This is a genomic window from Bacillus sp. ABA4_010 (assembly GCF_056159105.1).
This window is the reverse complement of record NZ_JBSWUN010000003.1, coordinates 2328453-2355304: the sequence shown is the minus strand read 5'-3', so window position 1 is coordinate 2355304 and position 26852 is coordinate 2328453. Positions and strand designations below refer to the sequence as shown.

The window sequence follows — 26852 nt, the reverse complement described above, 5'->3', positions numbered from 1 at the left end:
TTTTTTCTACTTCATGAGCTTGCAAATATCATTGGTGAACGTAACCGGATCGTGGATGGTTAAGCCTTCGATAAGGAGCGCCTGATTGTATAACAGGTTTGTGTATAAGTTTAATTTTTCTTTATCTTGTTCAAAGGCGTTTTTCAATGACTGGAATACGTCATGGTTGATGTTAATTTCTAATATTTTATCGGCTTTAATGTTTTCGTTATTTGGCATAGATTTTAAGATTTTTTCCATTTCAATTGTCACGTCTCCGTCTGTTGTTAAGCATACGGGATGAGTTTTCAGTCGCTTAGACACTCGTACGTCTTTAACTTTGTCCGCTAAAATAGACGTCATATAGTCAAACAGCTCTTTATGTTCGCTTTGCTGTTCAGCCGTCTCTTGTTCTTGTTCACTTGCATCAATTCCTAAGTCTCCACTTGAAACGGACTTGAATTCCTTCTCTTTATAAGTCATTAACATCTTAATCGCAAATTCATCAATTTCATCTGTAAAATATAACAGTTCATAGCCTTTGTCCAACACTAGCTCTGTTTGTGGCAGTTTTTCAATTCGCTCGTGAGATTCACCGGCAGCATAGTAAATATACTTTTGGTCTTCAGGCATTCTTGACACATACTCATCTAATGTCACTAATCTCTTTTCTTTAGAAGAGTAGAACATTAGTAAATCTTGCAACGTATCTTTATGGCTACCAAAGTCGCTGTATACACCGTACTTTAATTGTCGGCCGAATGATTGATAAAATTGTTCATATTTTTCCCGTTCTTTTTTTAGTAAATTTTGCAGTTCGCTCTTAATTTTTTTATGAATATTTTTCGCAATCAGTTTCAACTGACGGTCATGCTGCAGCATTTCTCTTGAAATGTTCAACGATAAATCTTCTGAGTCAACCATTCCTTTTACAAAGCTGAAGTGGTCTGGAAGCAAATCTGCACATTTATTCATAATCAAGACGCCGTTTGAATAAAGCTCCAGTCCTTTTTCATATTCCTTTGAATAATAGTCAAACGGGATAGTTTCTGGGATAAATAAAATCGCATTATATCTGACAGCGCCATCTACACTAATGTGGACGTGTTTCAATGGTTTGTCAAAACCGTAATGTTTTTCTCGATAAAACTGTTCGTAATCTTCTGGAGTCAGCTCGTTTTTGTTTTTTCTCCAAATTGGAACCATGCTGTTAATTGTCTGTTCTTCGATATAATCTTCAAATTCATTTTCGCTGCCTTCTTTTAAGCGTTTTCCGCTTATATCCATCTTAATCGGGTAACGAATGAAATCGGAATATTTTTTTATGATGGCTTTTAAGCGATGTTCTTCTAAATATTCACTATAGATTTCGTCCTCGGTGTCTTCTTTAATTTTTAAAATAATATCGGTACCGACAGCTGTTTTTTCGCATGGTTCAATGGTATAGCCGTCCGCTCCTGTGGATTCCCACTTATAAGCTTCGTCGCTACCTAATGCTTTACTAATGACGGTCACCACATCAGCAACCATAAAAGCAGAGTAAAAACCGACACCAAATTGACCAATAATGTCATGACCATCTTTTGCTTCATGTTCTTTTTTAAAGGCGAAAGAGCCACTTTTAGCAATCGTCCCAAGGTTATGTTCAAGTTCTTCCTTTGTCATCCCGATCCCCGTATCGGTAATGTGCAATGTACGGTTTTCCTTATTTGCTGCAATTTTTATGTAGTAGTCATCTTTGTTAAAAGTTAACGCATCATCTGTTAAAGTTTTATAGTAGATTTTATCGATGGCATCGCTTGAGTTGGAAAGTAATTCCCGTAAAAAAATTTCACGCTGTGAGTAGATAGAATTAATCATCATATCTAGTAATCTCTTTGATTCTGCTTTAAACTGCATTTTCGTCATAAAAACGTTTCCCCTTCCAGTTTAAAATAGTCATAAAAATAAGTATTTGGAATGATTAGCACTCGTGAAGGATAAGTGCTAATCATTATTTTAAATATCATAAAATTTATTTTGTTGTCAATATCTCTTCCTCGTTTAGTTATTCGGAAACGGTTATGAAAAATGGGGAAAAATCGCTATACTATAATAGAAGAATTAAAATGTAAAGGGTGTTTCTCATGAAAACATATATCGTAGTAGGAGGCGGCATACTGGGGGCATCTACTGCTTATCATTTAGCAAAGGCAGGGGCGAATGTAACATTAGTTGATCGTGCCGATAAAGGACAGGCAACTGATGCAGCAGCCGGCATTATTTGTCCATGGCTTTCGCAACGCCGAAATAAAGCATGGTATGAAATGGTCAAAGGCGGCGCAAGATATTATGCGAATCTAATCAAGCAGCTGGAAGAAGACGGGGAGACGGATACAGGTTATAAACAAGTAGGCTCCATTAGTCTTCATATTGACGAAGGCAAACTCGCTAAAATGGAAGAACGGGCATATGAGCGGAGGGAAGGGGCTCCGGAAATCGGGAATATTACCCGTCTATCTGAAGAAGAAACGAAAAAAACTTTTCCACCTTTAGATGAGCAATATGCGTCTGTTCATGTAAGTGGTGCTGCACGTGTGAATGGAAGAGCGATTCGCAACGCTTTAGTGAGTGGTGCAAAAAAACACGGGGCCGTCATTCTTTGTGGGAGTGCTGAATTAGTGCATGAAAACAAGGAAGTGATGGGTGTTCAAGTATCAGGTGAGACCTTTCGTGCCGATAAAGTGATTGTGACTGCTGGTGCTTGGGCAGGAGAGTTACTGGATCCGCTTGGAATTCGCTTTTTAGTAAGCTATCAAAAAGCGCAAATTGTTCATCTTCATCTACCGGAGGCGAATACAGAAAACTGGCCTGTTGTTATGCCACCAGGTGATCAATATCTTCTTGCATTTGAAGATGGAAAGATTGTCGCGGGTGCGACTCATGAGGATGATGCTGGACTTGATTGCCGAGTGACAGCAGGTGGTCTTTATGAAGTGTTTGGGAAAGCACTGGCTGTTGCGCCACGTTTAGCTGACAGCACCCATGTGGAAACAAGAGTCGGCTTCCGGCCATTCACACCTGGTTTTCTTCCAGTCATCGGCCCAGTTCCCGGTTATGAAGGATTGCTCGTGGCCAATGGACTTGGTGCGTCAGGGTTAACAGCGGGCCCATACATCGGTTCGGAATTGGCGAAACTTGCCCTCGGTCAGCCAACAGAGCTTGATTTGAGCCTTTATGATGTAGCTGGAGCAATCGAGGTGAAATAAATGGTTCATGCTCCCTCCCTCTAGGTGAAAATAATTGCGATTAATTATTCTGAAAACTTTCAGATTGTGATAGAATAAAACTATCAAAGGGGGAGTGATAGTATGACTAACAACAACAGATTGTTTTTAGAAGATTTGAAATTTCTTGCGGAAAACAAGTGGCCGCTCAATGAATATTCAATCGAGCGTCTGCAAGAAAAGTTTGATAAAAGCCCATCCATGATTATCCAGCTCTATCATCTCTTTGATGAAAAACGTTCCATGCTTCCGCTTTTTGATAACTTGGAAGAGGCTGTGTATGAACTAGCTGGGGACGATATGATGAAACTAACGTGAAAAAACGGGGGCTCGCCCCGTTTTTTATTTGGATATTCCCATCCGTACTATTCTTCCTTTTTCAACTCTTGAAGCATTTGTTCGAACTTAGCTACGTCCGCAACGCCATCCATTGACCAATTATGCTCAACCCATTGAACAAGCTCTTTTCGACTATTAAACACTTCTCCGCTCGTGTCCGCTTTTCGAGTAGATGCTATTGTTCAAAAACAAGTGTGGCAAGAACAGCTGCAAAATCGACCACTTCTGTTCTTTTTTCAAATAATCTCTTCAGCTGCGCACGCTCAATTGTTTGGTGATGCACATGGCCCGATTTACGTCACGTTTCAAGAAACGTTTGATCAAAACGGGCAATTTGTGGAGGGGGAGTTGACGATGACTGCTTCTGTTCACACGGATGCGAAAATGTGGTTATTTCGCGGCTAGAGCGATTATGAGGGATTGAAAATGGATCTGATTGGCTAGAAAAACAGAAAGCGATTACAATTATTTTTCGATTGACACAATAAAAAAACATGGCATAATAGGAAAAGGAAAGTCGAGCAAAAACAAACAAGATTTATATGATAGCTTCTGTCAATGTTGAAGAACAAGGGCAGGAGAAATCACTTCAAATGTTTGCAAAAGCCGATACATGCAGAAATGTTTTCAAGACTACTAGAGAAAATTGGTTGCTTTCGTAAACACATATATTATGTGAGTGCATAAGAGGCCAACGATGATGTTTAGGACATCGCCGTTGGCCTCTTTTTATTTTTAATATTCTGATTTTTAGTTGTATTGGAGGAGATGAATGGTGAATAGATGGTTAGTGGTATTTGGTGCCGTTATCATCCAAATTAATTTAGGGGCAGTGTATGCCTGGAGTTTATTTAATCAGCCGCTAATGGATAAATTCGGATGGGGGCGTGAGGATGTCGTTGTTACATTCTCAATTACCATTGCGGTATTTGCGTTAACAACAATTTTTGCTGGAAGACTTCAAGATCGAATTGGTCCAAGATGGGTAGCGACCATTGGTGGTCTGTTGCTTGGGCTTGGATTAATTTTGTCGAGTCAAGCAACGACGTTAATGCAACTATATGTATTTTACGGAGGAATTGGCGGAATTGGTATTGGTATGACGTATGTTTGTCCATTGTCTGCATGTGTAAAATGGTTCCCAGATAAACGAGGCTTCATTAGCGGAGTAGCTGTCGCTGGTTTTGGTTTAGGGGGACTTATTTATAAACCGATTATTGGTTCTTTAATTGAAAGTGTCGGTGTGTCTTCTGCCTTTTTATATCTTGGTATCATTTATTTAGTATTAGTAGTCGCAGGAGCACAGTTGCTGAAGAACCCTCCAGTATCCGACCAAGTTGAACAAGACAATTCTTCACAAACTGGCGTGAAAGCGGACGCGCAGTTTTCACCAGGACAAATGCTACGAACACAGCAGTTTTATTTACTGTGGGCTATCTTTTTAATTGGCAGTATGTCAGGTCTTATGGTTATAAGCTTTGCTGTTGATATCGGAGTGGAATTAGCGGGACTTAGCTTTGAACAAGCTGCTAATGCTGTTATGGTTATTGCTTTATTCAATGCAGGAGGCCGAGTGTTATTAGGTAAGCTTTCTGATCGCTTGGGGCGTAAAAACACACTCATGACGATTTATTCCTTAACAGCTGTCATTATGCTTTATATGAGCACAGGGATGTTGAATTATCCATTGTTTTTAATAGCTGTTTCGTTAATCGGCTTTTGCTTTGGCGGCTTTTTGGCGCTGTTTCCATCGATCACAGCTGATTATTATGGAACGAAAAATATTGGAAGCAACTACGGATTTATGTATCAGGCGTATGGACTTTCTGCGTTTGCTGGTCCATTCATCGTAAAAGCCATTCCTTTTACGCAAGCTTTTTTCGTTTCAGGGTTAATTTGTATCGTAGCTGTTGTTATAATTAAATGGGTTAAAGCTCCAAAATTTATATCATCAATGGAGCAATTTGAAAAAGAAGCTGTTTAAAATAAAAAAAGAGACCAGTTCTTCACGAGGATGACACGTTCATCAGTCGGAAGACTGGTCTTTTTTATTGAATGATGTATGAAATTGTCGAAAAAAATAGTTAAATAGACTTGCAATTTGTTATAATCAAGTATAAAGCACTTATATATGTCCTTTCATCCTTTCATACCGAACGATATTTACAAGAGATTTTTTATGCCTCCTGGATGAACTTTCGGAATGAATCTATATAGGTATGCTTTTATACTTCGGTACATCTTTATTCAATCGAGACTAGACAACTTGAGTTTTCCCTCAACTTTTCTAGATGGATTTATATATAGGAGGTAATAGATGCGTAAAAAAAGAGCCGATTCGATGGAGCTTGAGCGTGCATTAAAAGAATTAAAAGCAGGGCAGGATGAAAGTGCCGTTGCGATTGCTATTGACCAAAGGAGCGAGAATGTTAATCCATCTAAACGATTAATAAAGCTTATTTTTAAGTTTTGGGGCTTGCGAATTGCGATACTGGCTGTGCTTTTAGTTATTGTGACAGCAGGAAGTGTATGGCTACTCTCGGGAAATACATTAAAAAAAGAAACAACGACATTTGTCGAGCAAATTCAAGAGTTATCTACGCTAGCAACCGCACAAGCGCATATGAAGGTGGTCATTGAGCAAGAGGATAACAAATTGTTTGGAAAAGATATTACTTTTAACTTACCTGGGACAAAAAGAGAGTTAATGCTCGTAGTACCAGCTACAGTGATTGCTGGAGTAGATTTGAAGGGAATAACAGCAGAAGACATTCGAGTAGATGAAGAAGAGAAGAAACTTGAAATTACGTTGCCGCATGCTTCACTCATTCAAGATCCAGCTATTCAAATGGACAAGGTAAAAGCATTTTCAGACGAAGGGATATTCCGCAATGAGGTGAAATGGGATGAAGGCTTTGATCTTGGAGCGGAAGCGCAAGAACAAATTAAACTAGAGGCGATTGAAACAGGTTTGCTTGAAACAGCGGAACAAAATGCGAAAAAAGTACTTCAGGAGTTTTTTCATCAACTAGGTTATTCTGTTAAACTAACTTTTCAATAGAAAGACGCATAGGTTGAAGAATGATTCATCGGGATAGGAAACCAAATAATGAATCATTCTTTTTTTATGCATCCTCCTTTATGAACGGATGACGACGATGTAAAAGGGAGAAAATCTCAGTATTTTCGTCATTCTCTAGTATTCATTTTCTATTTTTGATATGATGTCAGTAATTTAGTGTCTGACTTTTTAGAATATTATTGAGAGTTTGGTGAATGAATGGATCTTATAACGAGGGATTTACTTACTAATTTTTTATTTATCCTCATTCCTTTACTTTTATTGCAGATGTTTTATTTATCAAAATATACATATCGATTTGAAGAGTTAAAAGGATGGATGTATGCCATTTTCCCAATTGTCTCTATCATTTTGTGCATGCTGTTTCCTGTTGCTTTAGTCGAACCGTTTATTCTTGATCTTCGCAGAATTCCGTTTATTTTAGGAGCGTTATATGGCGGGTGGAGATTAGGTCTCCCTTTATTAGCTTTCATTATAGGAATGCGTGCATTTATCGGAGAGGGCGGCTTTTATGTAACCATTTTCATTTTCTCTGTAACCGTTATCGGGGTGTGTCTTGTATCAAGCCATTATTTAAAAATGTCTTTAAAACAAAAGATGGTTACAAGCAGCTTAACCGTACTTTTTTCGTTAATATTATCTTTATCTTGTACGAAGTATATCCTCGGTATTGATTTAGGAAATGAGATTTGGGTACAGTATATTTTTGTGAACGTCTTAGCAATGTTTGTTGCTACATTGATTTGGGAGGTTATTAGAACGAATTTTGAAGTGCTACAGAAGGTCATTAAAGCAGAAAAATTAACCGTTGTTAGCCATCTCGCAGCAAGTATTTCTCATGAAGTTCGCAATCCGCTTACGGTTAGCAGGGGGTTTGTACAAATGCTAAGTGATGAGGAGATATGCGGCAAGACAAGAAAACAATATGCTAACATTGCGCTGGAAGAATTGGATCGTGCTACCGCTATTATTAATGATTATTTAACGTTTGCCAATCCCGTACCTGAACAAAAGGAAAGCATCGATGTGTGTGAAGAGATTGAGCGAACAGCAAATGTGTTGACTCCTTTAGCGAATATGAATGGAGTGGAAATTAAGTTAACGTTATTAAAAGATCAAAACCATTATGTACTAGGCGAAAGAAAAAAATTTCAGCAATGCTTAATCAATATATTGAAAAATGCGATTGAAGCGACGACAGATAGCGGAGAAATCCGAATCCATTTAACTAATCATGCTCAACATATCCAAATTGATATCCAGGATGAAGGAAAAGGTATGACGAGGGAGCAAGTGTCTCGCTTAGGAGAACCATATTTTACGACGAAGGACAAGGGAACAGGTTTAGGAATGATGGTATCTTTTAGCATTATAAAAGGAATGGACGGAAATATTTATGTGGCGAGTGAACTTGGAAAAGGAAGCTGTTTTTCTATTTATCTTCCGATTCATCGTTAACAGGCAATATAATGGATAAATAGTCGAAGTGAAAAATATGAGGGTGTGAATGTGGGTGCTTGCTGAATGGGATGTTTATTCAATAAGCATTCATTTTTTTATACTACATTCATCTTTTGATAAAATGGTGTTAAGATAACCGTTGTGTTAACATACAACTGGACTTACTAATGGGAAAGGATTACGTAACTCGATATACATCCATCTAGAAAAGCTGGGATAAGTAAAGAGAAGTCATACCAAATGAGCTAGGTCTAAGTGAGAGGGATCAGCTGAGTGTGGCTAATACTTATCACTTGAATGATGTTACATTGAGTCGTGCAGTGAATATATGGAATATACCGGAAGAGTGATAGTCAGCGTTTTAGTATTAGTACTTTCTGTATTTTGGCATATTAAATTAAATACTTTATCGATGCTTCAAATGATTTTTACTTTATGTTACAGTGCCGTTGGCTGGTGGCTTGGGATGAAGTACGATCAAGCAAAATTTTTAAATCGAGAGCTTGAAGAAAGTGAAGAACGCTATCGAACTTTATTTAACCATTCAAAGGATGTCATTGTTTTGTTTGAATTGCTAGAAAATCGCAGACTTGGTAAGTTCATTAAAGTGAACAAGATGGCATCAGAAAAATTGAACTACAGTAAGGATGAATTCCTTTCAATGTCACCGATGGATATTACGCCACAGGATCGATTGGTGAAGATAGATAATCTCATTCATGTTCTTTTAGCAAAGGGGCATATCACTTTTGAAGGGAAATATCTTTCAAAAACGAAACAAGAAATCCCTTTTGAATATAATGCGTCACTTATCAATTTAAGTGGGAAGAATGTTGTTTTATCGATTGCCAGAGATATTAAAGAACGAAAAAAATTGGAGAAAAAATTAACGGAAAGTGAGAATCGCTATCGGAATTTAGTAGAACATTCTCCTGATGGAATAGCTGTTCAGCAATCCGGAGTGTTTAAATATATAAACCGTGCTGGAGTTCAGATGCTCGGTGGACACAGCCAGGAAGCGTTTCTGCATAAAAGTATGTTAGATTTTATTATGCCAGAATACCATGAGGTCGTACAACAACAATGGAAAGAACTGCTTGAAACGAGTCTTCCACCCAAAGTTGTTGAGGTGAAAATGCAAAGATTAGACGACAAGGTGATGGACGTAGAAATAATAGGCCAGCCATTTACAAACGGAAGCGAGCCATCTGTTCAAATTTTGTTTCGAGATATCACAGAGCAGAAAAAGGTCGAAAGCATGATGTATGAAATGGCGTATACAGATACACTCACTCATCTACCCAATCGACGACTTCTTTACGACTATTTGGACAACGCCATTCAGCATGCCAAAGAAAGGAAACAATTGGTTGGGGTTTTATTTATGGATTTAGATGGCTTCAAAGAAGTAAATGATCAGTATGGCCATGACATTGGGGATTTATTATTAAAAGAAGTGGCCCAACGATTGAAAATGACCATAAGAAAAGGCGATATAGTGTCTCGCCTTGGCGGTGATGAATTCATTATCGTGTTGCAGGAATGTACGAAAGACGAAGCGTCTAACATTGCCAAGCGTCTCATTGCTAATATTAGCCAACCTTACTTTTTACATGACTGTGAGGTTTTTGTCACGGCAAGCGCTGGAATTAGCCTTTACCCATACAATGGCGAAAATGCAGAAGCGCTCATTCAAAAAGCGGACAAAGCAATGTATGAGGCGAAAAAGCAAGGAAAAAACATGTATTGCTATGCAAAGTAAACACTGCTTAGTTGAAAGAGTAAATGTTGGCAGAAAGGTAATGGTTTCATGATTAAAAGTAAAAAAATATTGGTTAGATTTTCATCATACAGCTTAGTTGGAATGATAAGTGTTTTAGTTTATTTTTTCACGATTTTCCTTCTAGTTGAATCGTTCCATCAAGAACCTGTATTGAGCTCGGCTCTCGCGTTTGTGCTAATGACAATTATTTCTTATTCTTTGAATAAACGTTTTACCTTTCGCACACAATCCTCGAAAGGAGCGTTTCGTAAATACGTAACTGTTTCGGGAATCGCATTTATTTTAAACAGCACCATTATGTATATCATTGTTCATGTATATTCTTTTCACTACTCAGTAGGTGAAATCGTGACGACATTGGTAATTCCCATTATTAATTTTACATTAAACAATTACTGGACATTTAAGGAAGAGCGTGTATAAAGAGAATAGAATAATTCGCGTTTGAAGTAAAACTATGTTCTAAAAGAAAAAAGATAAGCCTATGAGATGGAATATTCTTTCGTTATTCAAAAATCTTCACTGCTTTTAAGTGCTTACTTGCATTTTGTTGGTATAATGGTGGAGGATCTTAAAAAACAGAGTAGTATAGTTTGAACGAATATCTAGCTAGGTTTGTTGATAGAAAGTACAGGCTATGAGAATGCGACTGTTAACAGAAAGAAAAAGTTAGGAGAAAGCAATGAACAACTATAAATTAGTAATCCAATATGATGGTGGACGCTATAAAGGCTGGCAGCGTCTTGGAAATGGTGAAAATACAATACAAGGAAAAATTGAAAATGTATTATCAGAGATGGTAGGGCGGAAAGTTGAAATTATCGGAAGTAGTAGGACGGATGCGGGGGTTCATGCTTTAGCGCAAGTTGCTAATGTAAAGCTCGATGGAAATTGGACAGAAACTGAAGTTATGAATTATTTAAACCGGTACTTACCTAACGATATTAGTGTGATAGAAGTGACGATTGTTCCTGATCGCTTTCATGCACGCTACAATGCGCAAGATAAAACATATGTCTATAAAATTTGGAATAAAGAATACACCCATCCGTTCATGCGAAAGTATAGTATGCATGTCGAGAAAGCATTGAATCTTGCAGAAATGGAAAAAGCATGTCAGCATTTTATCGGGGAACATGATTTCACAGCATTTTCGAATGCTAAATCTAAGAAAAAATCGATGGTTCGAAAAATTTATTCGATTGAATTAGAAGAAAATGAAGGGTTCATTCACATCAGAATAAGAGGAAATGGCTTTTTATACAATATGGTTCGAAAAATGGTGGGGACGCTTATTAAAGTGGGACTAGGTGAACTGGAAGCAGAAGCAATCCCAAGTATTTTGGAATCAAAGGCACGGGACCAGGCAGGGTTTGCGAATGCTGAAGGTTTATTTTTGGAAAAAATTGAATTTTAAACAAGAGAAAAATCGTTAGGTGAATAGCCATCTAACGATTTTTCTCTTGTTTAAAAGATATATATTTAGTAAAACTATGTTCTAATTGATAAAAAAGAAAACGAGTGGTCAACAAGAAAACTCGTATAAGAACGTGTATCTTTTTAAAAATTTTTTCTGTTACGCATGAAATTTTCTCTGTTCGGGAAGCTATGGTAGTGAAACCATTAAGAAACGAAAGGGGAAATATATATGGAAAAGATTGAAGTTGGTGAAACGTTTACCATTACAGATGATAATGGCGAGGAGCAGGAAGTGGAAGTATTAGGAGTAGTTAGCATTGAAGGAACGGAATATGCGGCTGTCGGATTTGTAGAGGATCTACGCCATGAGGGTGAAGAGGACATTGATGTTTTCTTTCTGAAAATTGATGCTGAAGGAGATTTTGCCTTCATTGAAGAAGATGAGGAGTTTGAAAAAGTATCCCAAGCTTTTGATGATATTATGGATGAAGAGGATTAATCTCTTGATGTATAACCGTTTAATCAAGCAAAAAGCGGGAGTAGTCTCGGTTTTTGTTTGATTTCTTAAATGATTGAATTTACTGAATTTTACAGTTTGAGAATAAATTTAAGTAAAGTTCATTGACACCTTGAACAAAATCATGGTATAACCATAATAATACATTTTAATACATAAAAGCATAAAAGCGCGAAAGAGAGAGTCAAGCGCAGCGAAAAACAGGAGGGTGTTACAAACATGGCACATCACAGCAAAATTCTAGACTGTACCATTCGTGATGGAGGTTTAGTGAACAATTGGGATTTCAGCGTCGAATTTGTTCAAGATTTGTACAACGGTTTAAGTGAAGCCGGTGTTGAATATATGGAAATCGGCTATAAAAATTCCCCAAAACTTTTAAATGCGACGGAGCCCAATCCATGGAGATTTCTTGATGATCAATTCCTGAAAGAAATCATTCCAGAGAAAAAGTTCACGAAGTTGTCTGCTCTTGTGGACATCGGCCGGGTAGACCCAAATGACATTTTGCCGCGTGAGCAAAGTGCTTTAGATATGATTCGAGTAGCTTGCTATATTCGTGAAGTGGATAAAGGGTTAGAGCTTGTTCAAATGTTCCATGATTTAGGATATGAGACAGCACTTAACATTATGGCGCTTTCTAGCGTGCCTGAGCAACAGCTTATTAAGGCATTTGATATGGTAAGAGAAAGTCCTGTTGATGTTGTCTATATTGTTGATTCGTTTGGAAGCCTTGATCCAGCTGATATTGAGCATCAAGTCAACAAATTCCAAGCAATGCTTCCTAATAAACAACTCGGTATTCATACACATAACAATATGCAGCTGGCATTTGCTAATACATTAGCAGCAATGAGAAACGGAGTGACATTCCTTGACTCATCCGTTTACGGAATGGGCCGTGCAGCAGGTAACTGTCATACAGAGCTTCTTGTTAGCTATATTCAAAAACCAAGCTATGAAATTAAGCCAGTTCTTGGCGTGATTGAAAAGCATATGCTGGAAATGCGTCAAAAATGGGAATGGGGCTATATTATCCCTTACATGATTTCTGGTGCATTAAACGAGCATCCTCGTGTCGCAATGGCTTATCGCGACAGTGAAGAGCGCGATCAATTTGTAAAATTTTACGACAAGGTGACATCACCAGAAGCGGCTGTTGCTCCAGCCTCTAAATAAGCGTTAAAGGCCAGTCCCTAGTATGAAATAGGGGCTGGTTTTTTTCTGGATAATAAATGTTGAGATTCCGTTTTGTTATATTATAAGACAAACATATTTTTGTTTTTTTAATATATTGACTTGACATATTTCTTTATCAATGATTATAATAACACATATTAATTTCATAGCATTCGGATGAACCATACAGGAGAAGGTCAATTGATCTACCGATGGGGCAAAAAGCTGGTCGGACAGCTTTGAAACTCTCAGGTCTTGGATAACGAGTAGAACTGTATGGGGACGAATCTCTGGAGAGACTCCCTCTTGCCGTCAACGGGTATAGAGGAAAGAGAGCACCGAAGGAGCAAATCCGTCAGTATGATGGATAATCTCTCAGGTAAAAGGACAGAGACAAGCGACAGAAAAGACCGATTCCGGATCGGTTTATTTTTCTATGCCTTGTATCTCCAGAGACCATTTCATTTGAGTGAAATGGTTTTTTTATTTTTTTGTAAGGGAGAATTGGAGATGGAGAAAGTAAATCAAGTATTAGACGTAATCAATCAATATGTTTGGGGGTTGCCTACACTGATTCTTCTTGTAGGAACAGGTATCCTCCTGACGGCACGCCTTAAAGGCTTGCAGTTTACTAAACTATTTTATGCCTTGAAGCTGGCATTTGGAAAATCAGAAGAACATTCTTCGGCCGGGGATATTAGTCACTTTCAGGCATTGATGACGGCGCTCGCTGCTACGATTGGAATAGGGAACATTGCGGGTGTGGCGACAGCCGTGACGATTGGTGGACCGGGTGCTGTATTTTGGATGTGGCTTGTTGCATTTTTCGGGATGGCAACAAAATATTCAGAAGCGATTCTTGCGGTTAAATATCGAGTCGTTGGTGAAAATGGAGAATATTCCGGCGGACCAATGTACTATTTGGAAAATGGCTTAAAGAAGAAGTGGCTTGCGGTGATGTTTGCCGTATTTGGAATTGCAGCTTCTTTTGGAATTGGAAATATGGTGCAGTCCAATTCGATTGCTGAGGCGATGAGAATCAATTTTTCAATGTCGCCGATTGTCAGTGGGATCTTGCTAGCTGCATTGAGTGCCCTCGTTATTTTAGGGGGAGTACAAAAAATTGGGAAATTTACGGGATTGTTTGTCCCGGTTAAAGCAGTCTTTTATATCGTTGCTGGAATCATTATTATCTTTTATCATATCGATCAAGTGCCAGCAGCATTTTCACTTATTTTCTCAGGTGCTTTTAGCGGCACCGCGGCAACTGGCGGTTTTGTTGGTTCGACGGTGGCAGCTGCGATTCAAATTGGAATCGCGCGAGGTGTGTTCAGTAATGAAGCGGGATTAGGAAGTGCGCCAATCGCAGCAGCGGCAGCCAAAACCGATTCCCCAGCGAAACAAGCCCTCGTATCAATGACGGGAACATTTATTGATACCATTATCGTATGTACAATTACGGGTCTTGTGTTAATTACAACAGGGGCATGGCAATCTGGGAAAACGGGAGTAGAAGCGACGACTATCGCATTCCAATCTGTATTTGGTAACACAGGAAGCATTATTCTTGCTATCGCCATTGTTTTCTTTGCGTATTCGACTATTTTAGGCTGGTCTTATTACGGTGAAAAATGTGTGGAATACTTATTCGGCCGCAAAGCGGTTCGCTATTACCGTTACATTTTCGTTGGAATGGTGGCAGTCGGAGCGAATTTGAAACTTGGCATCGTTTGGACGTTTTCCGATATTGCGAACGGATTGATGGCGATTCCAAACTTAATTGGTCTTATTGGATTAAGTGGTGTCGTTGTAGCAGAAACGAATCGCTTTTTGAAGGCTAATAAATCAGCAGATGCTAATGAAAAAATGGTAAGTTAATCTATATAAGTCGATCTAGAGCATTCGACATGACCAAAGAGCGGTCATGCGAAATGTTCTTGAAGCAAATGAAGCTGTGTCCAGTTATGAAGTAGAATATATATAATGAAAAAGGACTGCAGAGTGCATGGTATGTCACGATGCAGTCTTTTTCATTTTTATTGAAGGAAATGATATTTGATTATACAGACCGCTAGAAAGAATCAAGAACAAAAGATGAAATAAAAGTCGATTTGTTCAATATTTCAAGTATAATGAACGATAGTCCAATTTTGCATATGATCCTTCTTTGGGAGAATCCTATAACAACCGGATAATATAAAAAAGCGAGGTCCATCTATGACTAAAAGCAGTTTTGAAGATTTTAATGTAAGTGATGAAATAAGAAAGGCACTTGCTTTGTTGAAATATGAAACGCCTACAGAGGTGCAAAGTGAGGTTATCCCAAAAGCGATGGCCAATCAAGATCTTGTCGTCAAATCTCAAACAGGAAGTGGAAAGACGGCTTCTTACGGTATTCCTATTTGTACAATGGTGGAGTGGGAGGAAAAGAAGCCCCAGGCTTTAATCCTTACACCAACTCGAGAGCTTGCCGTGCAAGTTCGAGAAGACATTACGAATATTGGCCGATTTAAACGACTTAAATCTCTGGCGGTTTATGGAAAAGAGCCATTTATAAAACAAAAAGAAGAGTTGAAGCAAAAAACGCATGTAGTTGTTGGAACACCTGGGCGCGTAATGGATCACATTGAAAGAGAAACGTTAGCTTTAGATCAAATCAAGTACTTGATTATCGATGAAGCAGATGAAATGCTGAACATGGGATTTATCGATGAAGTAGAAGCCATTATAAATGAACTCCCTTCCAACAGAGTAACAATGGTCTTTTCGGCGACGTTGCCTAAAGACGTTGAAAAACTTTGCCATGAATATATGAAGAATCCAGTTCATGTCGAGATTGAGGCTTCAGGTGTTACGACCAGCACAATTGAACATCGCTTAATCGAAGTGAAACAAGAAGAAAAGCTATCGCTGTTAAAAGACGTTACGGTCGTTGGAAATCCAGATAGCTGCATCATTTTTTGCAATACGAAAGACCATGTCGATACGGTATTTGCTGAATTAAAGGAATCTGGTTATTCGTGTGAAAGACTTCACGGAGGACTAGAGCAGGAAGACAGATTTTCTGTGATGAACGGATTTAAAATGGGAGAATTCCGATACCTTATCGCCACTGATGTTGCAGCAAGAGGCATCGACATTGATAATGTGTCACTTGTCATCAACTATGATGTACCAATGGAAAAAGAGAGTTATGTCCATCGTACAGGAAGAACTGGGCGTGCCGGCAACAAAGGAAACGCCATGACGTTTGCAGCACCGTACGAAGAGAAATTTCTTAAACCGATTGAAAAATACATTGGCTTTGAGATCGATAAAATAGCAGCTCCAAGTCATCAAGAAATGACTGAAGGAAAAGCGGCTTTTGAAGAAAAAATGAACGGCCGTCGCGTGGTGAAAAACAATAAAACGGCTCGTATCAACAAAGATATTATGAAACTCCATTTTAGCGGCGGAAAAAAGAAAAAACTTCGAGCTGTTGACTTTGTTGGAACGATGGCGAAAATTTCTGGGGTAACGGCAGATGACATTGGAATTATTACCATTCAGGACCATCTTACTTATGTGGAGATTTTGAATGGAAAAGGTTCGCTCGTCTTACAAGCGATGGAGAATACGACAATTAAAGGAAAGAAATTGAAAGTAAGCAAAGCCATTAAGTAATGACATTGTTGAGCTTTAGGTCAGTCTCCCGCTAAGTTATTTAAAGCGGGAAGCTGGCCTTTTTCTCGAGTGTTGGAATGAATGACGTAAAAAGATGACGATTTTACGATTGTTCAGTATAATTTTGAGTTAGATGGCTATGAGGACGGTGAAGAAAAAATGAAGAAAATTACAGTGGAAAACTTAGTTCAAAAGTTTTCGTTGAAAGTATTGGCTGGTGAAGACCAGTTGCAAAAACCGATTACACAACCGCGAGTACATCGTCCAGGGTTGGAATTTGTCGGTCATTTCGATTTTTTTCCGATAGAACGCGTTCAAATTTTAGGAAAAAAAGAAATTAATTATTTACATAAATTAAGTGAAGAAGAACGAAAAGTCCGAATAGGGAATATTGTTCACTATCATCCTCCTTGTTTTATCGTGACAGCAGGGGAAGAAGGACTTACATATTTGACCCAATATTGCAAAGAAGAAAACATTCCGCTGTTACTGGCCAACATACTTGAAACGACGTCTGAATTCATTCCAAAACTCGATGCTTATATGGTGAAGGAATTGGCTCCAGAACTAGCTGTACACGGGGTTTGTGTAAATGTATTTGGCATTGGTATTTTGCTGCGGGGGGCGTCGGGAGTTGGGAAAAGCGAAACAGCCCATACACTTATTGGTCGTGGTCACCGGTTGGTTGCGGATGATATTGTCATTTTAAAGAAGCTTAGTCCGCAAACATTGTTGGGCACGCATGATCAGAAAACGAAGGAGTTTTTAGCCCTTCGCAGCATCGGATTGCTGAATGTTGTCCGTTTATACGGACGAAAGGCTTTTCAAGATGAAACACGGATTGCGCTTGATATTCATTTAACGAAATGGCAGAAAGATGCGCTGAACAATGAATTGGAGCATGAACCGCAATATATAGAGTATATGGGCGTAAAAATTCCTTCGATTGAAATTCAGCTTGTACCTGGACGTGATGTGGCAGGGCTTATTGAAGCGGCTGCGAACAATTGGTATTTGAGGCAGCAAGGATACAGTGCTGCTGAAGAATTTATGAGTAGATTGGAAGCAGAATTTTCAAATTCTAATTAATAATGACGATGAGAGAACTTCCATTTAGACCGCCCTTCTATTAAGATAATGTGTAAGAAATGTTTCCGATGGAAGTTTTCTTTATATAAAATATTTTTTAAGATTGGAAAGTAAGGATGAGTGATATGTTGCATGAATTTACAATTTTTTTGCCTTTTGAAAAAGTAGAAGAGGCGATTGAAAAGCTGAATTTTCATGGATATTATTATTTGTATTATGATCAACCAATTGAACAATATACAGAGAAAAACGGATATGGCTTTTATGAATTGACGAATGAAGCGGTTGAACTGAAAGTTTTCGTAGAAGTGACAGATGAAGAAGCTGTTGATACGGAAAAAGTAATGGATGAGATTTCAGAGATTTTAGCCATAAAAAAAGAAGAAGTTCATTATCAGTTTATCGCCTCACAAGATTGGCAACAACCTTTTCCGATTATCGACCTTCAAAACGGATGGTTTATTAAACCAACTCATGTGGAAGACGAGGTGAATGGTCGTATCATTCACTTCGAACCACCGCGGGCATTCGGTTCTGGTTTGCACGGAACGACACAAGATTGCCTTCGCTTTATTTTAACAGAGGAGTTGGAGCAGAAAAAGGTGTTGGACCTTGGAACGGGTGCCGGATTATTAAGTATGGCAGCCGCTCTTGTGGGAGCGCAATCGGTAACGGCGGTTGATATTGAGGATGTCAAAGCTGAAGTCATGTATAATGCTGAATTAAATGGCGTCGAAAAACGTTTGACAGTCATACAAGGCGATGTATTGAACCCTAATTTTCAAATCGATGGTGTATTTGATTGGATTTTTGCCAATATTGGAGCCGAAGAAATTAAGCAACTACAGCCTTTTCTCACTTCTCATCTCGTCCCAAATGGCCGTTTGCTTTTATCAGGTATGGTCGAGTGGAATTACAAAGAAACACTCGCTTTATACGTGGAAGAAGGCTATAAGGTGGAAAAGATTGTTCACGCAGAGGAGTGGTTTACGGCATTGCTAGTAAAGGAAATAAATTGAACGGTAACGTGGATAGATTATAAAGTCAGCCTCTCGCGCTATTTGGCAGAGGCTGGCTTTTTAGTTTTAGAGGGTGTGTGAGAAACCATTTGTTGGATTATGTCGAATTTCCTATGTGAATCTATTATAATAGAAACTACATAGCTAGAGAAAATACGTAGAGAAATGAGGTGGGTGGGGTGACTGAAAAAGTGAACGATGAACAAGAAAGGTATATCGATGAGTTGAAACAAAGCTTTTTAACCATATATGAAGCGTTAGGGAAGCTTAAATGGACTTATTTTCATAACGGTCAGCATGTTGAGGATTTTTACTATACATTGATTAAACTGCAGCGTATTAGCGCGGTTTTCCGTGAGAAAGAATTATATGATTTCTCTTTTTTCATGTTAAAGAAATTTGAAAAAAAAGAATTAGAGATTTTTGTTCGAAAAGATCAACAAAAAATGTTGGTTTTATGTCTCTCACGTTTATTGAAAGTTCTGTATAAACAGGAAGATAAAAGCAGCCTTCATGTTAATCATCTCCCGTGGAAGAATAACAAAACACATAGCTTCCATGAGGAAAGAGAACACGTTTTCAAAGTGTGTCAAGTAATTGCGGCACGTAAGCGAACGTACTTTGAAGATGAACGGTATATGGAAGAATTTTATCAAATGTTAATACAATTAAATGAAGCGAGTGCTCATGTCCAAGAGAAAGAATTGCGTGACCTTTCTTGGTTTATGCTGCAGCAGTTTCATCAAAAAGATGACAAAATAGTGGTAAAAAAGAACAGAGAAAAAACGCTGGTAACATGTCTTCTGGCGTTATTAAAGTTGTTAGATAAACAGAAAACGTTTCACTATAGGCATGATAAACAAAATGTGACGCTTTTAATGATTGATGGTGATGCTCCGTTCCCGAAAGTAACGTACAGGGAACTACTTGGAAGTGAAGTTCGGCGTTTTGTTTATACAGAGCCGATTTCCATTAATGAAATGATGATGATTAATCCGGATGTAATGGTCATTAATATGCAACTTCCGAATGAGAAAAGCTTTAAATTGATCGAAATGATTAGAAGGCAACCGCAATTCGCAAATTTGCCGATTGTGGCGTTAACGAATCAATTGGATGAACAGCATCATTTACGCCTCTTATCCATTGGAGCGAGCTATATTACATATAAGCGCCTTACAGATGTCATGTTATTAGGGTATGTGAATCGACTGAGCAAAGAAAATACGGGAGAAGCAAACCTTTTAGAGTCGTATCAAGATGACGATTTTTTGCTACAATATGGACACGACATGCGTAAGGTGCTTAAAGCGGGAGACAGTAAACAAGATAGTTCAAGCCTGACTGCATTTTCAACAAGCAATAAAACGAAGGTTTTAATCATTGATGACGATCGCATTAGTACGTCTTTAATTATTAATCATTTCTCTAGTGAAGAGTGGGAGATTGAATCTTGTACCGATGTGCAAAATGCTGTTGGAAAAGTGATGTCGTTTCAGCCAGCATTCATTTTATGTGAGACAAAGTTGAACGATCTCGATGGTTTTTTCTTTTGTCAGCAGATTAGGCAAATTCCTCAGCTTGCTAACATTAAATTTTATTTTTTAACAGAACAAACCCTTTCTCAATATGTCCTTCGTGCCTATGAGGTAGGGGCTGATGACTATGTAACAAAGCCTTTTGCTCTCGAAGTATTGGAGGCTAAAATGAAAAGAGCACGCATGGATAGGGAGAGAGATGTTCAATGGTTATAACCGTATATTTCATGTTGTTGGTGACCGTTTTGCTTTCAGCAGCGCTCTTTATTTTATTTAGCTATTTGTTTCTGCGCAAACTGTATTTGAATTACCATTCTAAACGATCTCATATGTACTATAATCGTATACTTCCAGATGTCATTGACTATGTGACATCAGGTCACGGACAAGCGGTTGTGGCTAAAGATACAGCTTGGAAAAAGCATGTCATTAAATCGGTCATTTTGGACATTGCAGAAGTGATTGATGGCGATGGGGCGAGAGAGCGGCTCGTCGCGATGGCAGATGCGAATGGACTGTTGAAAGAAGTAGAAAGCATGCTAGAAGACAAAAGGTGGTGGATTGCTGCAGAAGGAATCTCCATTGCAGGTAAGCTACATTTATCTTCATTTGCTCCTTCTATTAAACAATATTTATATGCAAAAGAGTTTGACTTGATGTATTTGTCAGCCAAGGCTCTTTGTCAACTAGATTGTTCATCCTATGTCGTCGACTATTTAATGGAGTATGACGAACGTTTACCAGAGAAGGCGATTGTACATTTAGGAGACATTTTAACTCGTGGAACGAATGCGACTAATGATCTCGATTATATCGTCAGCAAGTTTCAAGAAGCTTCTCCAAGATTACAAGAACTGTTTATTGAAATGATTGGGAAGAAACAAGCAGCAAGATATCTTCCGCTTATTACATTTTCGTTACGTTCTCCCTCAACAGAACTCCGTCTTCAAGCATTAAGAGCCATTGGTAATATCGGTTTATATCTTGTAGAGGATTCTATTGTAACCTCTCTACTATCTGAGCAGTGGCAAGAAAGAGTACTAGCTGTATATGTCGTTCATAAGTGTAAAATGGAGCGTGGTATTCCTTTGCTTGAACATCATTCGTTAAAAGATCCGAATTGGTGGGTAAGGTTAAGAGCGGCTCAAGCTCTTTATGATTTGGGGACCATTGGAAAAAAACGCTTAATATGGGCAAGTGAGCACCATGAAGATCAATATGCTCGTGATATAGCGAGTAAAGTACTGCAGGAAAAAAACTTGAGAGGTAAAATATCTTGAATACATTTTTGGTGGACTTGTTTAATCTAGTAAATCGAACGATTTTTTCCTATGTTATTCTAGTGGATCTCTTTTATATCACGCTACTAATCCTTTCTTTAATTGAAATTAGACATCATATGAGAAAAAATGTCTATAAAACGTATAAAGAAATTAATACATCCCCATTAACAGTACCTATTTCCATTATTGTCCCTTCTTATAATGAAGAAGTAACAATTCAAAACAGCTTGCTGTCGTTTTTATTGCTCGAATATCCTGAATATGAAGTGATTGTTATTAACGACGGCAGTACGGATGGGACATTAGAAACATTAATCAACAAATTTTCCCTTCATGAATTGAATTTCCCGATTCGCAATCAAATTCAAACGGAAAAAGTGAAAAAAGTATATCGCTCTGTTCTTTATCCACATTTAATTGTTATTGATAAAGAGAACGGTGGGAAGGCAGATGCATTGAACGCAGGCATTAATGCATCGACTTATCCGTATATTTGTAGCGTAGATGCGGACTCAGTGTTAGAAAGAGATGCTTTGTTAAAGACCGTACAGCCGTTTATCGAGGAAGAAGAAGATATCGTTGCTTGCGGCGGGATTGTTCGAATTGGAAATGGCTGTATAATAGAAAATGGAAGGATATTGAATGTCGGGATGCCGAAAAATCCAATTGTTATCCATCAAATTATTGAATACTTGCGTTCTTTTTTAATGGGGCGCCTTGGATTTAGCGGCATTAATTCATTGCTCATTATTTCAGGAGCTTTTGGGATTTTTAGAAAAAGGGAAATCATTGAGATTGGGGGGTACGATACTTCTACAGTCGGTGAAGATATGGAGATAGTCATTCGCCTCCAAAAGTATTTGTACGACATTAAAAGTAAGGCGAAGGTGGTGTTCTTACCAAATCCAATTTGTTGGACGGAAGCCCCTTCATCATTAAAAGTATTATATAACCAGCGTGTAAGATGGCATTTAGGGTTACTTCAAAGCTTGATGAAGCATCGCTCGTTATTTTTGAACCCGAAATATAAAGTGATGGGACTTGTTGCTATCCCTTATTTCTTTATCGTGGAGTTATTAGGTCCAACAATCGAATTAATCGGATTTATCCTTGTGCTTGTTGGATTATATTTGGATCTTGTAAATATTTCATTTGCTATTCTATTTATTTTTGCGACATTTGTACTTGGGATGTTTTTGTCTATGAGTGCAGTATTGCTAGAGGAGCTGAGCTTTCGAAAGTATACAAGCATAAGAGAATTCCTTGTTCTGTTATTTTACAGCATCATAGAGAACTTCTGGTATCGTCAAGTGAATGCTTTATGGCGAACCATTGCTTTCTTGCAATATCCATTAAAAAAGCAGAAGTGGGGAAATATGGAACGAAAAGGATTTTAAGTAGAAAAAGGAGGGAGTCCACATGATTAAGCGGATAGCTATGTACAGCATAGCTGCATGTATTTTGTATCTTATAGTGTACCCTTTCTTAATGTGGCATTTGATGGAGGAAAAGAAGCTGCAACTTGCCATCATCGACAAAACTGTCCCGAAAAACGATTATCGGGAACATTTAGGATTGTTTTGGATGCTTGAGCATAATAAGGTGCGCAAAGATGAGAAAACGAAATATGAATTAGCGAACGATTACTATGGATATAATCTGGAAACGCTTACAGGTGATAAGGTGTTGGAGATACCAGAGTCCGTTGACTTGATGTATGTTGCCGATACATACGGCGTGTACGAAGAAGATTTAAAGGACAATATAGATGGTGAACGTTCTTCCTTAATTTACGGCGGACTGACCATTTTTGAGTGGAACAAGATTATGGCAAATAAGACGAGTGATAATACGTTAATTGTTGAATTTAATTCACTTGCTTCGCCGACCGACCTTGCGACAAGAAGGATTGTCGAAGAAAATTTAGGAATCCAATGGTCGGGGTGGATCGGTCGATATTTTCCTAATTTAGAAGACCAAGAGGTGCCAGTTTGGGTGAGGGAAAATTGGGAAGCGCAGACAGGTGAAAATTGGGCCTTCACTGGTAAAGGATTAGTGTTTGCCGATGAAGCGGATCAAGTAATTGTCATTGATAAGAAAGACTTTGACGGGAAAGTAGATTTCAAGTGGTCAAAAGAGGCCGCAGAAACATATAAGCATGTAAAGGACTCAGAATATGGTTATTGGTTTGATATTGTCACACCATCTGAGAAAGTAATCGTAGAGGCAAACTATGAATTAAACATTAGTGAATCGGCCCAAAAGGTGTTAGCGCAACACGGGATTCCACTGAAATACCCAGCTATTTTGCATAATAAGGATGAGAAAACATATTATTTTGCTGGAGATTTTGCGGATATTTACACGGATTACTACAAATACTGGCGTCTACCTGGCTGGTTTTATTCTGTGAATGCCTTTTTCAATCGGACAGATCAGTTTTTTTGGGAAGTGTATGTCCCGCTCATGAACCACATTATTCAAGAACAGCTCATAGAGGAGGGGTGACATGTCCAAATACGTAAAAGTGTTGCTTACATTTTTGTTTCTCGGTTCTTTCGGTTTTTCTGGTGGAGGCTATTTTCTTCTATTTTTTATGGTTCCTTTTGAAGAATGGCTCGTACAGCTCGGAAAAACCCAGAATGAGATTGACGGGATGATGAAAAACTTCGTGTACGGATGGGTCCTATTCGGTTTTCTTGTTGCTTACTTGTTTTATAGATTTATTGTGAGAAAAAATAAAAATCTCTTAGCGTATATCATCACCGGAATAGCTGTGGCGAATGCAGCGTTTGTGTTTTATATGTTTGTGAACACAAATACAGCCCTTGTGGCGTTGAGCGCGGCGAGATTCAAGAATCAAGCGAACAATTCACATTCGGGCCGTATCCGCAGCTAGAAGATATGAAACGAATTAAGGAAGAAGGCTATGACGGCATTATTACGTTATTGAGTCCGACGATTGTATTTGAAAACAAGCTGTTGAATGATGAGCTCGCAAATGGGAAAGAAATTGACTTGCCTGTTCATTCGTTTCCGATGTTGCCGTGGATTGGTGACAATCAACAATCTATCAATGAAATTTTGGAGTTAATTAATAAAAATCCGAACGGGCGTTACTACGTTCATTGCTATTTAGGGAAACATCGCGTGGATTATATTAAACGATTAGTAATGGACGTGACGGGAGTGGAAGCTGAGGAACGGGATGTTGTTTTGGACGACCGTTTCGAACGGGGCTTTGTGTTTGCTCATAATCAAGAAAGAATTATCATTGGCCCACATCCGACAGATGGTGAATGGTTCGATTTATTAAGAAAAGAAATAAAAGAAATCGTATCATTTGTCTCTCCTGAATCCAATGCGTATCAAAGAGAGAGAAAGCTTGCTTTAGAGAATGAGATTATATTTACGCCGATTGCTGATTTGCCTTTTGACAAAGAGGATACAGAGCAACTAGCAGCTTACCTTCAATCAACTTCTCATACTGTTTATGTTCATGGTTTTACAACGGATGAGCGAATGCTAAAATTGCATTTATATTTTAACAAAGGATTAACGCCGATTGCTGAAACGGCTCTTCCCTCAAACACAACGGTCATTGGAAACTGGATGGCGATTGGAGAAAGAAAGCCCGATGTATCACAGCTGCGCAAAGCAGGTATTGAACCAATTGCTTACGGGACGGATACTTCGGTTCAGTCTGATGTTAGTTTCATAAAAATAGCTAGTACAAACATGCGAGATTTATATAAAGCGGCAAGGGAAATTTATAAAAAAGATACGCATGTTTATGTGTATGAAGAAAGCAATCTAAATTTAAATAGAAAGCTAATCCCGATTTTAAACGGCTTTGAATTTGGCTATCCAAAAGAACTCGACGACACACTGATTCAAAATGGCGAAATTGAAGTTGTCAACCGGAAAGAAGTATTCGGCCCTGTTTTAGTTGAAGAGGAATGGGAAGAATATATTTTAGCAAAAGGTGTTCAAAAAGTCGTCATGGTCTATGCGGCAAGTGTTCATTCAGAAGAAGAATTACAAAAACAGCGCGCTTTGGCTGAAGCATTTGGCGTTCCGTTTGAAAGAATCGATATGTTTGAAGGTTATGAGAACGATTTGCTAACAGAATTAACATCACAAGATGATACGACGTATGTCATCATACCGAATGAGTTTAAGGATATGATTATCGGGGAAGTATCGGATTAAGAAGAGGATGGAATTCCTATGAAGGGCACGAAAATTTTTCTGTTAGTTGGGATAATCTTTTCCGGAGTGTTGTTAGTGAAATGGTATGGAACGGGGCAACCGAAAGAAATTAGTACATGGGTTTGGGATACTAGTAAAGAAATCGATTTACAGTTTGCTCAAAATCATGACGTAAGCGAACTATATTATTATGTGAATAAGAAAATGGATGTGGCGAAAACCGCTGTCTTCATTCAACAAGCAAATGAAATGGGTATGGACGTGTATGCTTTGCAAGGAGAACCTGAATGGACATATGAAAGCGGGAAGGCAATTGAATGGCTTAATGCAATAAAACAGTACAATGAGCAGTCATCCTATCCGTTTGCTGGGGTTGTCTTTGATATTGAACCATATTTATTAGAGGAATGGGAGACTGCTTCCGAAGATATTGCGCATCAATTTCTATCGGTCGTAAAAGAGATTGAAAGTGTTCAAAAGGAACTGCCAATCAAATGGACAATCCCGTTCTGGTTTGATGAAATACAAATCGAGCCAAACCAATCGCTAGCAGAAAGTCTATTTCAAGAGGGCGATGAAATTATTGTTATGGCTTATCGAAATGAACTATTTGGCAATGATGGATTACTAGCGCATATAAAACACGAAAGCAAATGGGCCAATGACTATAAAACTCCACTAATCGTGGCAATCGAAACGAAAAAGGCCGACGAAGGAAAAATTTCTTTTTATGGAATGGAACAGGATGAATTCCAAACAACCTTAGAAAAACTGCAAAAAGAATTAGCACAAGAAACATACATTCATGGCATCTCTATCCATTATTTAGATACGTGGAAAGAGCTGATTGATGAAGATCATAGATTCAAAACCCATTAGGTTTAGAAAAATCTGCATGACAGAAAAACGGTCATGCAGATTTTTCTAAATCGATTTATATAAATTAAGGTCGAAATTATCAGATAACACTAGATATTTTACGCTATAAATAATTATAATAGATTATGATATAGTTATAACTGA

23 protein-coding genes and 1 riboswitch are annotated in these 26852 nt (G+C 38.3%); of the genes, 22 read left to right on the top strand and 1 reads right to left on the bottom strand.

Features of this window, described 5'->3' with window-relative positions; all coding sequences use genetic code 11:
* Positions 1–6 precede the first annotated feature (6 nt).
* A complete protein-coding gene (gene htpG, locus ACXAEO_RS12900) occupies positions 7–1887 on the bottom strand; it encodes a molecular chaperone HtpG (RefSeq protein WP_474881585.1) in 1881 nt (626 codons plus the stop codon).
* A 218-nt stretch (positions 1888–2105) separates the two neighbouring features.
* On the opposite strand from htpG, the gene ACXAEO_RS12895 reads away from it, so the two are divergent.
* From ACXAEO_RS12895 to ACXAEO_RS12790, 22 genes are all read left to right on the top strand, one after another.
* On the top strand, positions 2106–3227 hold the full coding sequence (locus tag ACXAEO_RS12895) for an NAD(P)/FAD-dependent oxidoreductase (protein WP_474881583.1): 1122 nt from the start codon (positions 2106–2108) through the stop codon (positions 3225–3227).
* Positions 3228–3329: 102 nt separating this feature from the next.
* The gene (locus ACXAEO_RS12890; protein WP_474881580.1) at positions 3330–3563 is read left to right on the top strand and encodes a hypothetical protein; all 234 of its coding nucleotides are present in this window, start codon (positions 3330–3332) and stop codon (positions 3561–3563) included.
* Between the two features lie 174 nt (positions 3564–3737).
* A complete protein-coding gene (locus ACXAEO_RS12885) occupies positions 3738–3989 on the top strand; it encodes a hypothetical protein (protein WP_474881577.1) in 252 nt (83 codons plus the stop codon).
* A gap of 367 nt (positions 3990–4356) precedes the next feature.
* Positions 4357–5568 (top strand): L-lactate MFS transporter, encoded by a 1212-nt coding sequence (locus tag ACXAEO_RS12880; RefSeq protein ID WP_474881575.1) that lies wholly within the window; start codon positions 4357–4359, stop codon positions 5566–5568.
* 333 nt (positions 5569–5901) lie between these two features.
* The gene (locus ACXAEO_RS12875; protein ID WP_474881573.1) at positions 5902–6645 is read left to right on the top strand and encodes a DUF4230 domain-containing protein; all 744 of its coding nucleotides are present in this window, start codon (positions 5902–5904) and stop codon (positions 6643–6645) included.
* A gap of 219 nt (positions 6646–6864) precedes the next feature.
* Positions 6865–8124, top strand: coding sequence for an ATP-binding protein (locus ACXAEO_RS12870; protein WP_474881570.1), 1260 nt, complete (start codon positions 6865–6867; stop codon positions 8122–8124).
* 349 nt (positions 8125–8473) lie between these two features.
* Entirely contained in the window at positions 8474–9889 is a 1416-nt protein-coding gene (locus ACXAEO_RS12865; RefSeq protein WP_474881566.1) for a PAS domain-containing protein, read from the top strand.
* 48 nt (positions 9890–9937) lie between these two features.
* On the top strand, positions 9938–10333 hold the full coding sequence (locus ACXAEO_RS12860) for a GtrA family protein (RefSeq protein ID WP_474881563.1): 396 nt from the start codon (positions 9938–9940) through the stop codon (positions 10331–10333).
* 259 nt (positions 10334–10592) lie between these two features.
* Positions 10593–11327 carry a tRNA pseudouridine(38-40) synthase TruA gene (truA, locus tag ACXAEO_RS12855; RefSeq protein ID WP_474881560.1) on the top strand — a complete coding sequence of 245 codons (735 nt, stop codon included), beginning with the start codon at positions 10593–10595 and terminating at the stop codon, positions 11325–11327.
* Positions 11328–11558: 231 nt separating this feature from the next.
* Positions 11559–11828, top strand: coding sequence for a DUF1292 domain-containing protein (locus ACXAEO_RS12850; protein WP_474881557.1), 270 nt, complete (start codon positions 11559–11561; stop codon positions 11826–11828).
* A 237-nt stretch (positions 11829–12065) separates the two neighbouring features.
* A complete protein-coding gene (locus tag ACXAEO_RS12845; protein WP_474881554.1) occupies positions 12066–13025 on the top strand; it encodes an aldolase catalytic domain-containing protein in 960 nt (319 codons plus the stop codon).
* Positions 13026–13305: 280 nt separating this feature from the next.
* A riboswitch (glycine riboswitch) is annotated at positions 13306–13426 on the top strand.
* Positions 13427–13535: 109 nt separating this feature from the next.
* A complete protein-coding gene (locus ACXAEO_RS12840; RefSeq protein WP_474881551.1) occupies positions 13536–14903 on the top strand; it encodes an alanine/glycine:cation symporter family protein in 1368 nt (455 codons plus the stop codon).
* Between the two features lie 339 nt (positions 14904–15242).
* The gene (locus ACXAEO_RS12835; protein ID WP_474881549.1) at positions 15243–16688 is read left to right on the top strand and encodes a DEAD/DEAH box helicase; all 1446 of its coding nucleotides are present in this window, start codon (positions 15243–15245) and stop codon (positions 16686–16688) included.
* A 159-nt stretch (positions 16689–16847) separates the two neighbouring features.
* On the top strand, positions 16848–17777 hold the full coding sequence (gene hprK, locus ACXAEO_RS12830) for an HPr(Ser) kinase/phosphatase (RefSeq protein ID WP_474881547.1): 930 nt from the start codon (positions 16848–16850) through the stop codon (positions 17775–17777).
* Between the two features lie 125 nt (positions 17778–17902).
* Positions 17903–18796: a 50S ribosomal protein L11 methyltransferase gene (locus ACXAEO_RS12825; protein WP_474881545.1), complete on the top strand. Its 894-nt coding sequence runs from the start codon at positions 17903–17905 to the stop codon at positions 18794–18796.
* 179 nt (positions 18797–18975) lie between these two features.
* Positions 18976–20550 carry a response regulator gene (locus ACXAEO_RS12820; RefSeq protein WP_474881543.1) on the top strand — a complete coding sequence of 525 codons (1575 nt, stop codon included), beginning with the start codon at positions 18976–18978 and terminating at the stop codon, positions 20548–20550.
* Positions 20541–21614, top strand: coding sequence for a HEAT repeat domain-containing protein (locus tag ACXAEO_RS12815; protein ID WP_474881541.1), 1074 nt, complete (start codon positions 20541–20543; stop codon positions 21612–21614). Before ACXAEO_RS12820 ends, ACXAEO_RS12815 begins: the two co-directional genes overlap by 10 nt.
* On the top strand, positions 21611–23014 hold the full coding sequence (locus tag ACXAEO_RS12810; protein WP_474881538.1) for a glycosyltransferase family 2 protein: 1404 nt from the start codon (positions 21611–21613) through the stop codon (positions 23012–23014). The genes ACXAEO_RS12815 and ACXAEO_RS12810 overlap by 4 nt, the downstream gene beginning before the upstream one ends.
* Before the next feature lie 22 nt (positions 23015–23036).
* A complete protein-coding gene (locus tag ACXAEO_RS12805; protein WP_474881536.1) occupies positions 23037–24125 on the top strand; it encodes a hypothetical protein in 1089 nt (362 codons plus the stop codon).
* Between the two features lies 1 nt (position 24126).
* A complete protein-coding gene (locus tag ACXAEO_RS12800) occupies positions 24127–24516 on the top strand; it encodes a hypothetical protein (protein WP_474881533.1) in 390 nt (129 codons plus the stop codon).
* A gap of 5 nt (positions 24517–24521) precedes the next feature.
* Positions 24522–25829, top strand: a complete 1308-nt coding sequence (locus ACXAEO_RS12795; protein ID WP_474881531.1) for a protein-tyrosine phosphatase family protein — start codon at positions 24522–24524, stop codon at positions 25827–25829.
* Positions 25830–25847: 18 nt separating this feature from the next.
* Complete coding sequence (locus ACXAEO_RS12790) at positions 25848–26708, top strand: hypothetical protein (protein WP_474881529.1); 861 nt, start codon at positions 25848–25850, stop codon at positions 26706–26708.
* The last annotated feature ends 144 nt before the right edge of the window (positions 26709–26852 follow it).

What these genes read in the sequence shown, in the direction of transcription:
- htpG (WP_474881585.1), bottom strand. Translation starts at nt 1,887, where the DNA reads ATGACGAAAATGCAGTTTAAAGCAGAATCAAAGAGATTACTAGATATG.
- ACXAEO_RS12895 (WP_474881583.1), top strand. Translation starts at nt 2,106, where the DNA reads ATGAAAACATATATCGTAGTAGGAGGCGGCATACTGGGGGCATCTACT.
- ACXAEO_RS12890 (WP_474881580.1), top strand. Translation starts at nt 3,330, where the DNA reads ATGACTAACAACAACAGATTGTTTTTAGAAGATTTGAAATTTCTTGCG.
- ACXAEO_RS12880 (WP_474881575.1), top strand. Translation starts at nt 4,357, where the DNA reads ATGGTGAATAGATGGTTAGTGGTATTTGGTGCCGTTATCATCCAAATT.
- ACXAEO_RS12875 (WP_474881573.1), top strand. Translation starts at nt 5,902, where the DNA reads ATGCGTAAAAAAAGAGCCGATTCGATGGAGCTTGAGCGTGCATTAAAA.
- ACXAEO_RS12870 (WP_474881570.1), top strand. Translation starts at nt 6,865, where the DNA reads ATGGATCTTATAACGAGGGATTTACTTACTAATTTTTTATTTATCCTC.
- ACXAEO_RS12860 (WP_474881563.1), top strand. Translation starts at nt 9,938, where the DNA reads ATGATTAAAAGTAAAAAAATATTGGTTAGATTTTCATCATACAGCTTA.
- truA (WP_474881560.1), top strand. Translation starts at nt 10,593, where the DNA reads ATGAACAACTATAAATTAGTAATCCAATATGATGGTGGACGCTATAAA.
- ACXAEO_RS12850 (WP_474881557.1), top strand. Translation starts at nt 11,559, where the DNA reads ATGGAAAAGATTGAAGTTGGTGAAACGTTTACCATTACAGATGATAAT.
- ACXAEO_RS12845 (WP_474881554.1), top strand. Translation starts at nt 12,066, where the DNA reads ATGGCACATCACAGCAAAATTCTAGACTGTACCATTCGTGATGGAGGT.
- ACXAEO_RS12840 (WP_474881551.1), top strand. Translation starts at nt 13,536, where the DNA reads ATGGAGAAAGTAAATCAAGTATTAGACGTAATCAATCAATATGTTTGG.
- ACXAEO_RS12835 (WP_474881549.1), top strand. Translation starts at nt 15,243, where the DNA reads ATGACTAAAAGCAGTTTTGAAGATTTTAATGTAAGTGATGAAATAAGA.
- hprK (WP_474881547.1), top strand. Translation starts at nt 16,848, where the DNA reads ATGAAGAAAATTACAGTGGAAAACTTAGTTCAAAAGTTTTCGTTGAAA.
- ACXAEO_RS12825 (WP_474881545.1), top strand. Translation starts at nt 17,903, where the DNA reads ATGTTGCATGAATTTACAATTTTTTTGCCTTTTGAAAAAGTAGAAGAG.
- ACXAEO_RS12815 (WP_474881541.1), top strand. Translation starts at nt 20,541, where the DNA reads ATGGTTATAACCGTATATTTCATGTTGTTGGTGACCGTTTTGCTTTCA.
- ACXAEO_RS12805 (WP_474881536.1), top strand. Translation starts at nt 23,037, where the DNA reads ATGATTAAGCGGATAGCTATGTACAGCATAGCTGCATGTATTTTGTAT.
- ACXAEO_RS12800 (WP_474881533.1), top strand. Translation starts at nt 24,127, where the DNA reads ATGTCCAAATACGTAAAAGTGTTGCTTACATTTTTGTTTCTCGGTTCT.
- ACXAEO_RS12795 (WP_474881531.1), top strand. Translation starts at nt 24,522, where the DNA reads ATGAAACGAATTAAGGAAGAAGGCTATGACGGCATTATTACGTTATTG.
- ACXAEO_RS12790 (WP_474881529.1), top strand. Translation starts at nt 25,848, where the DNA reads ATGAAGGGCACGAAAATTTTTCTGTTAGTTGGGATAATCTTTTCCGGA.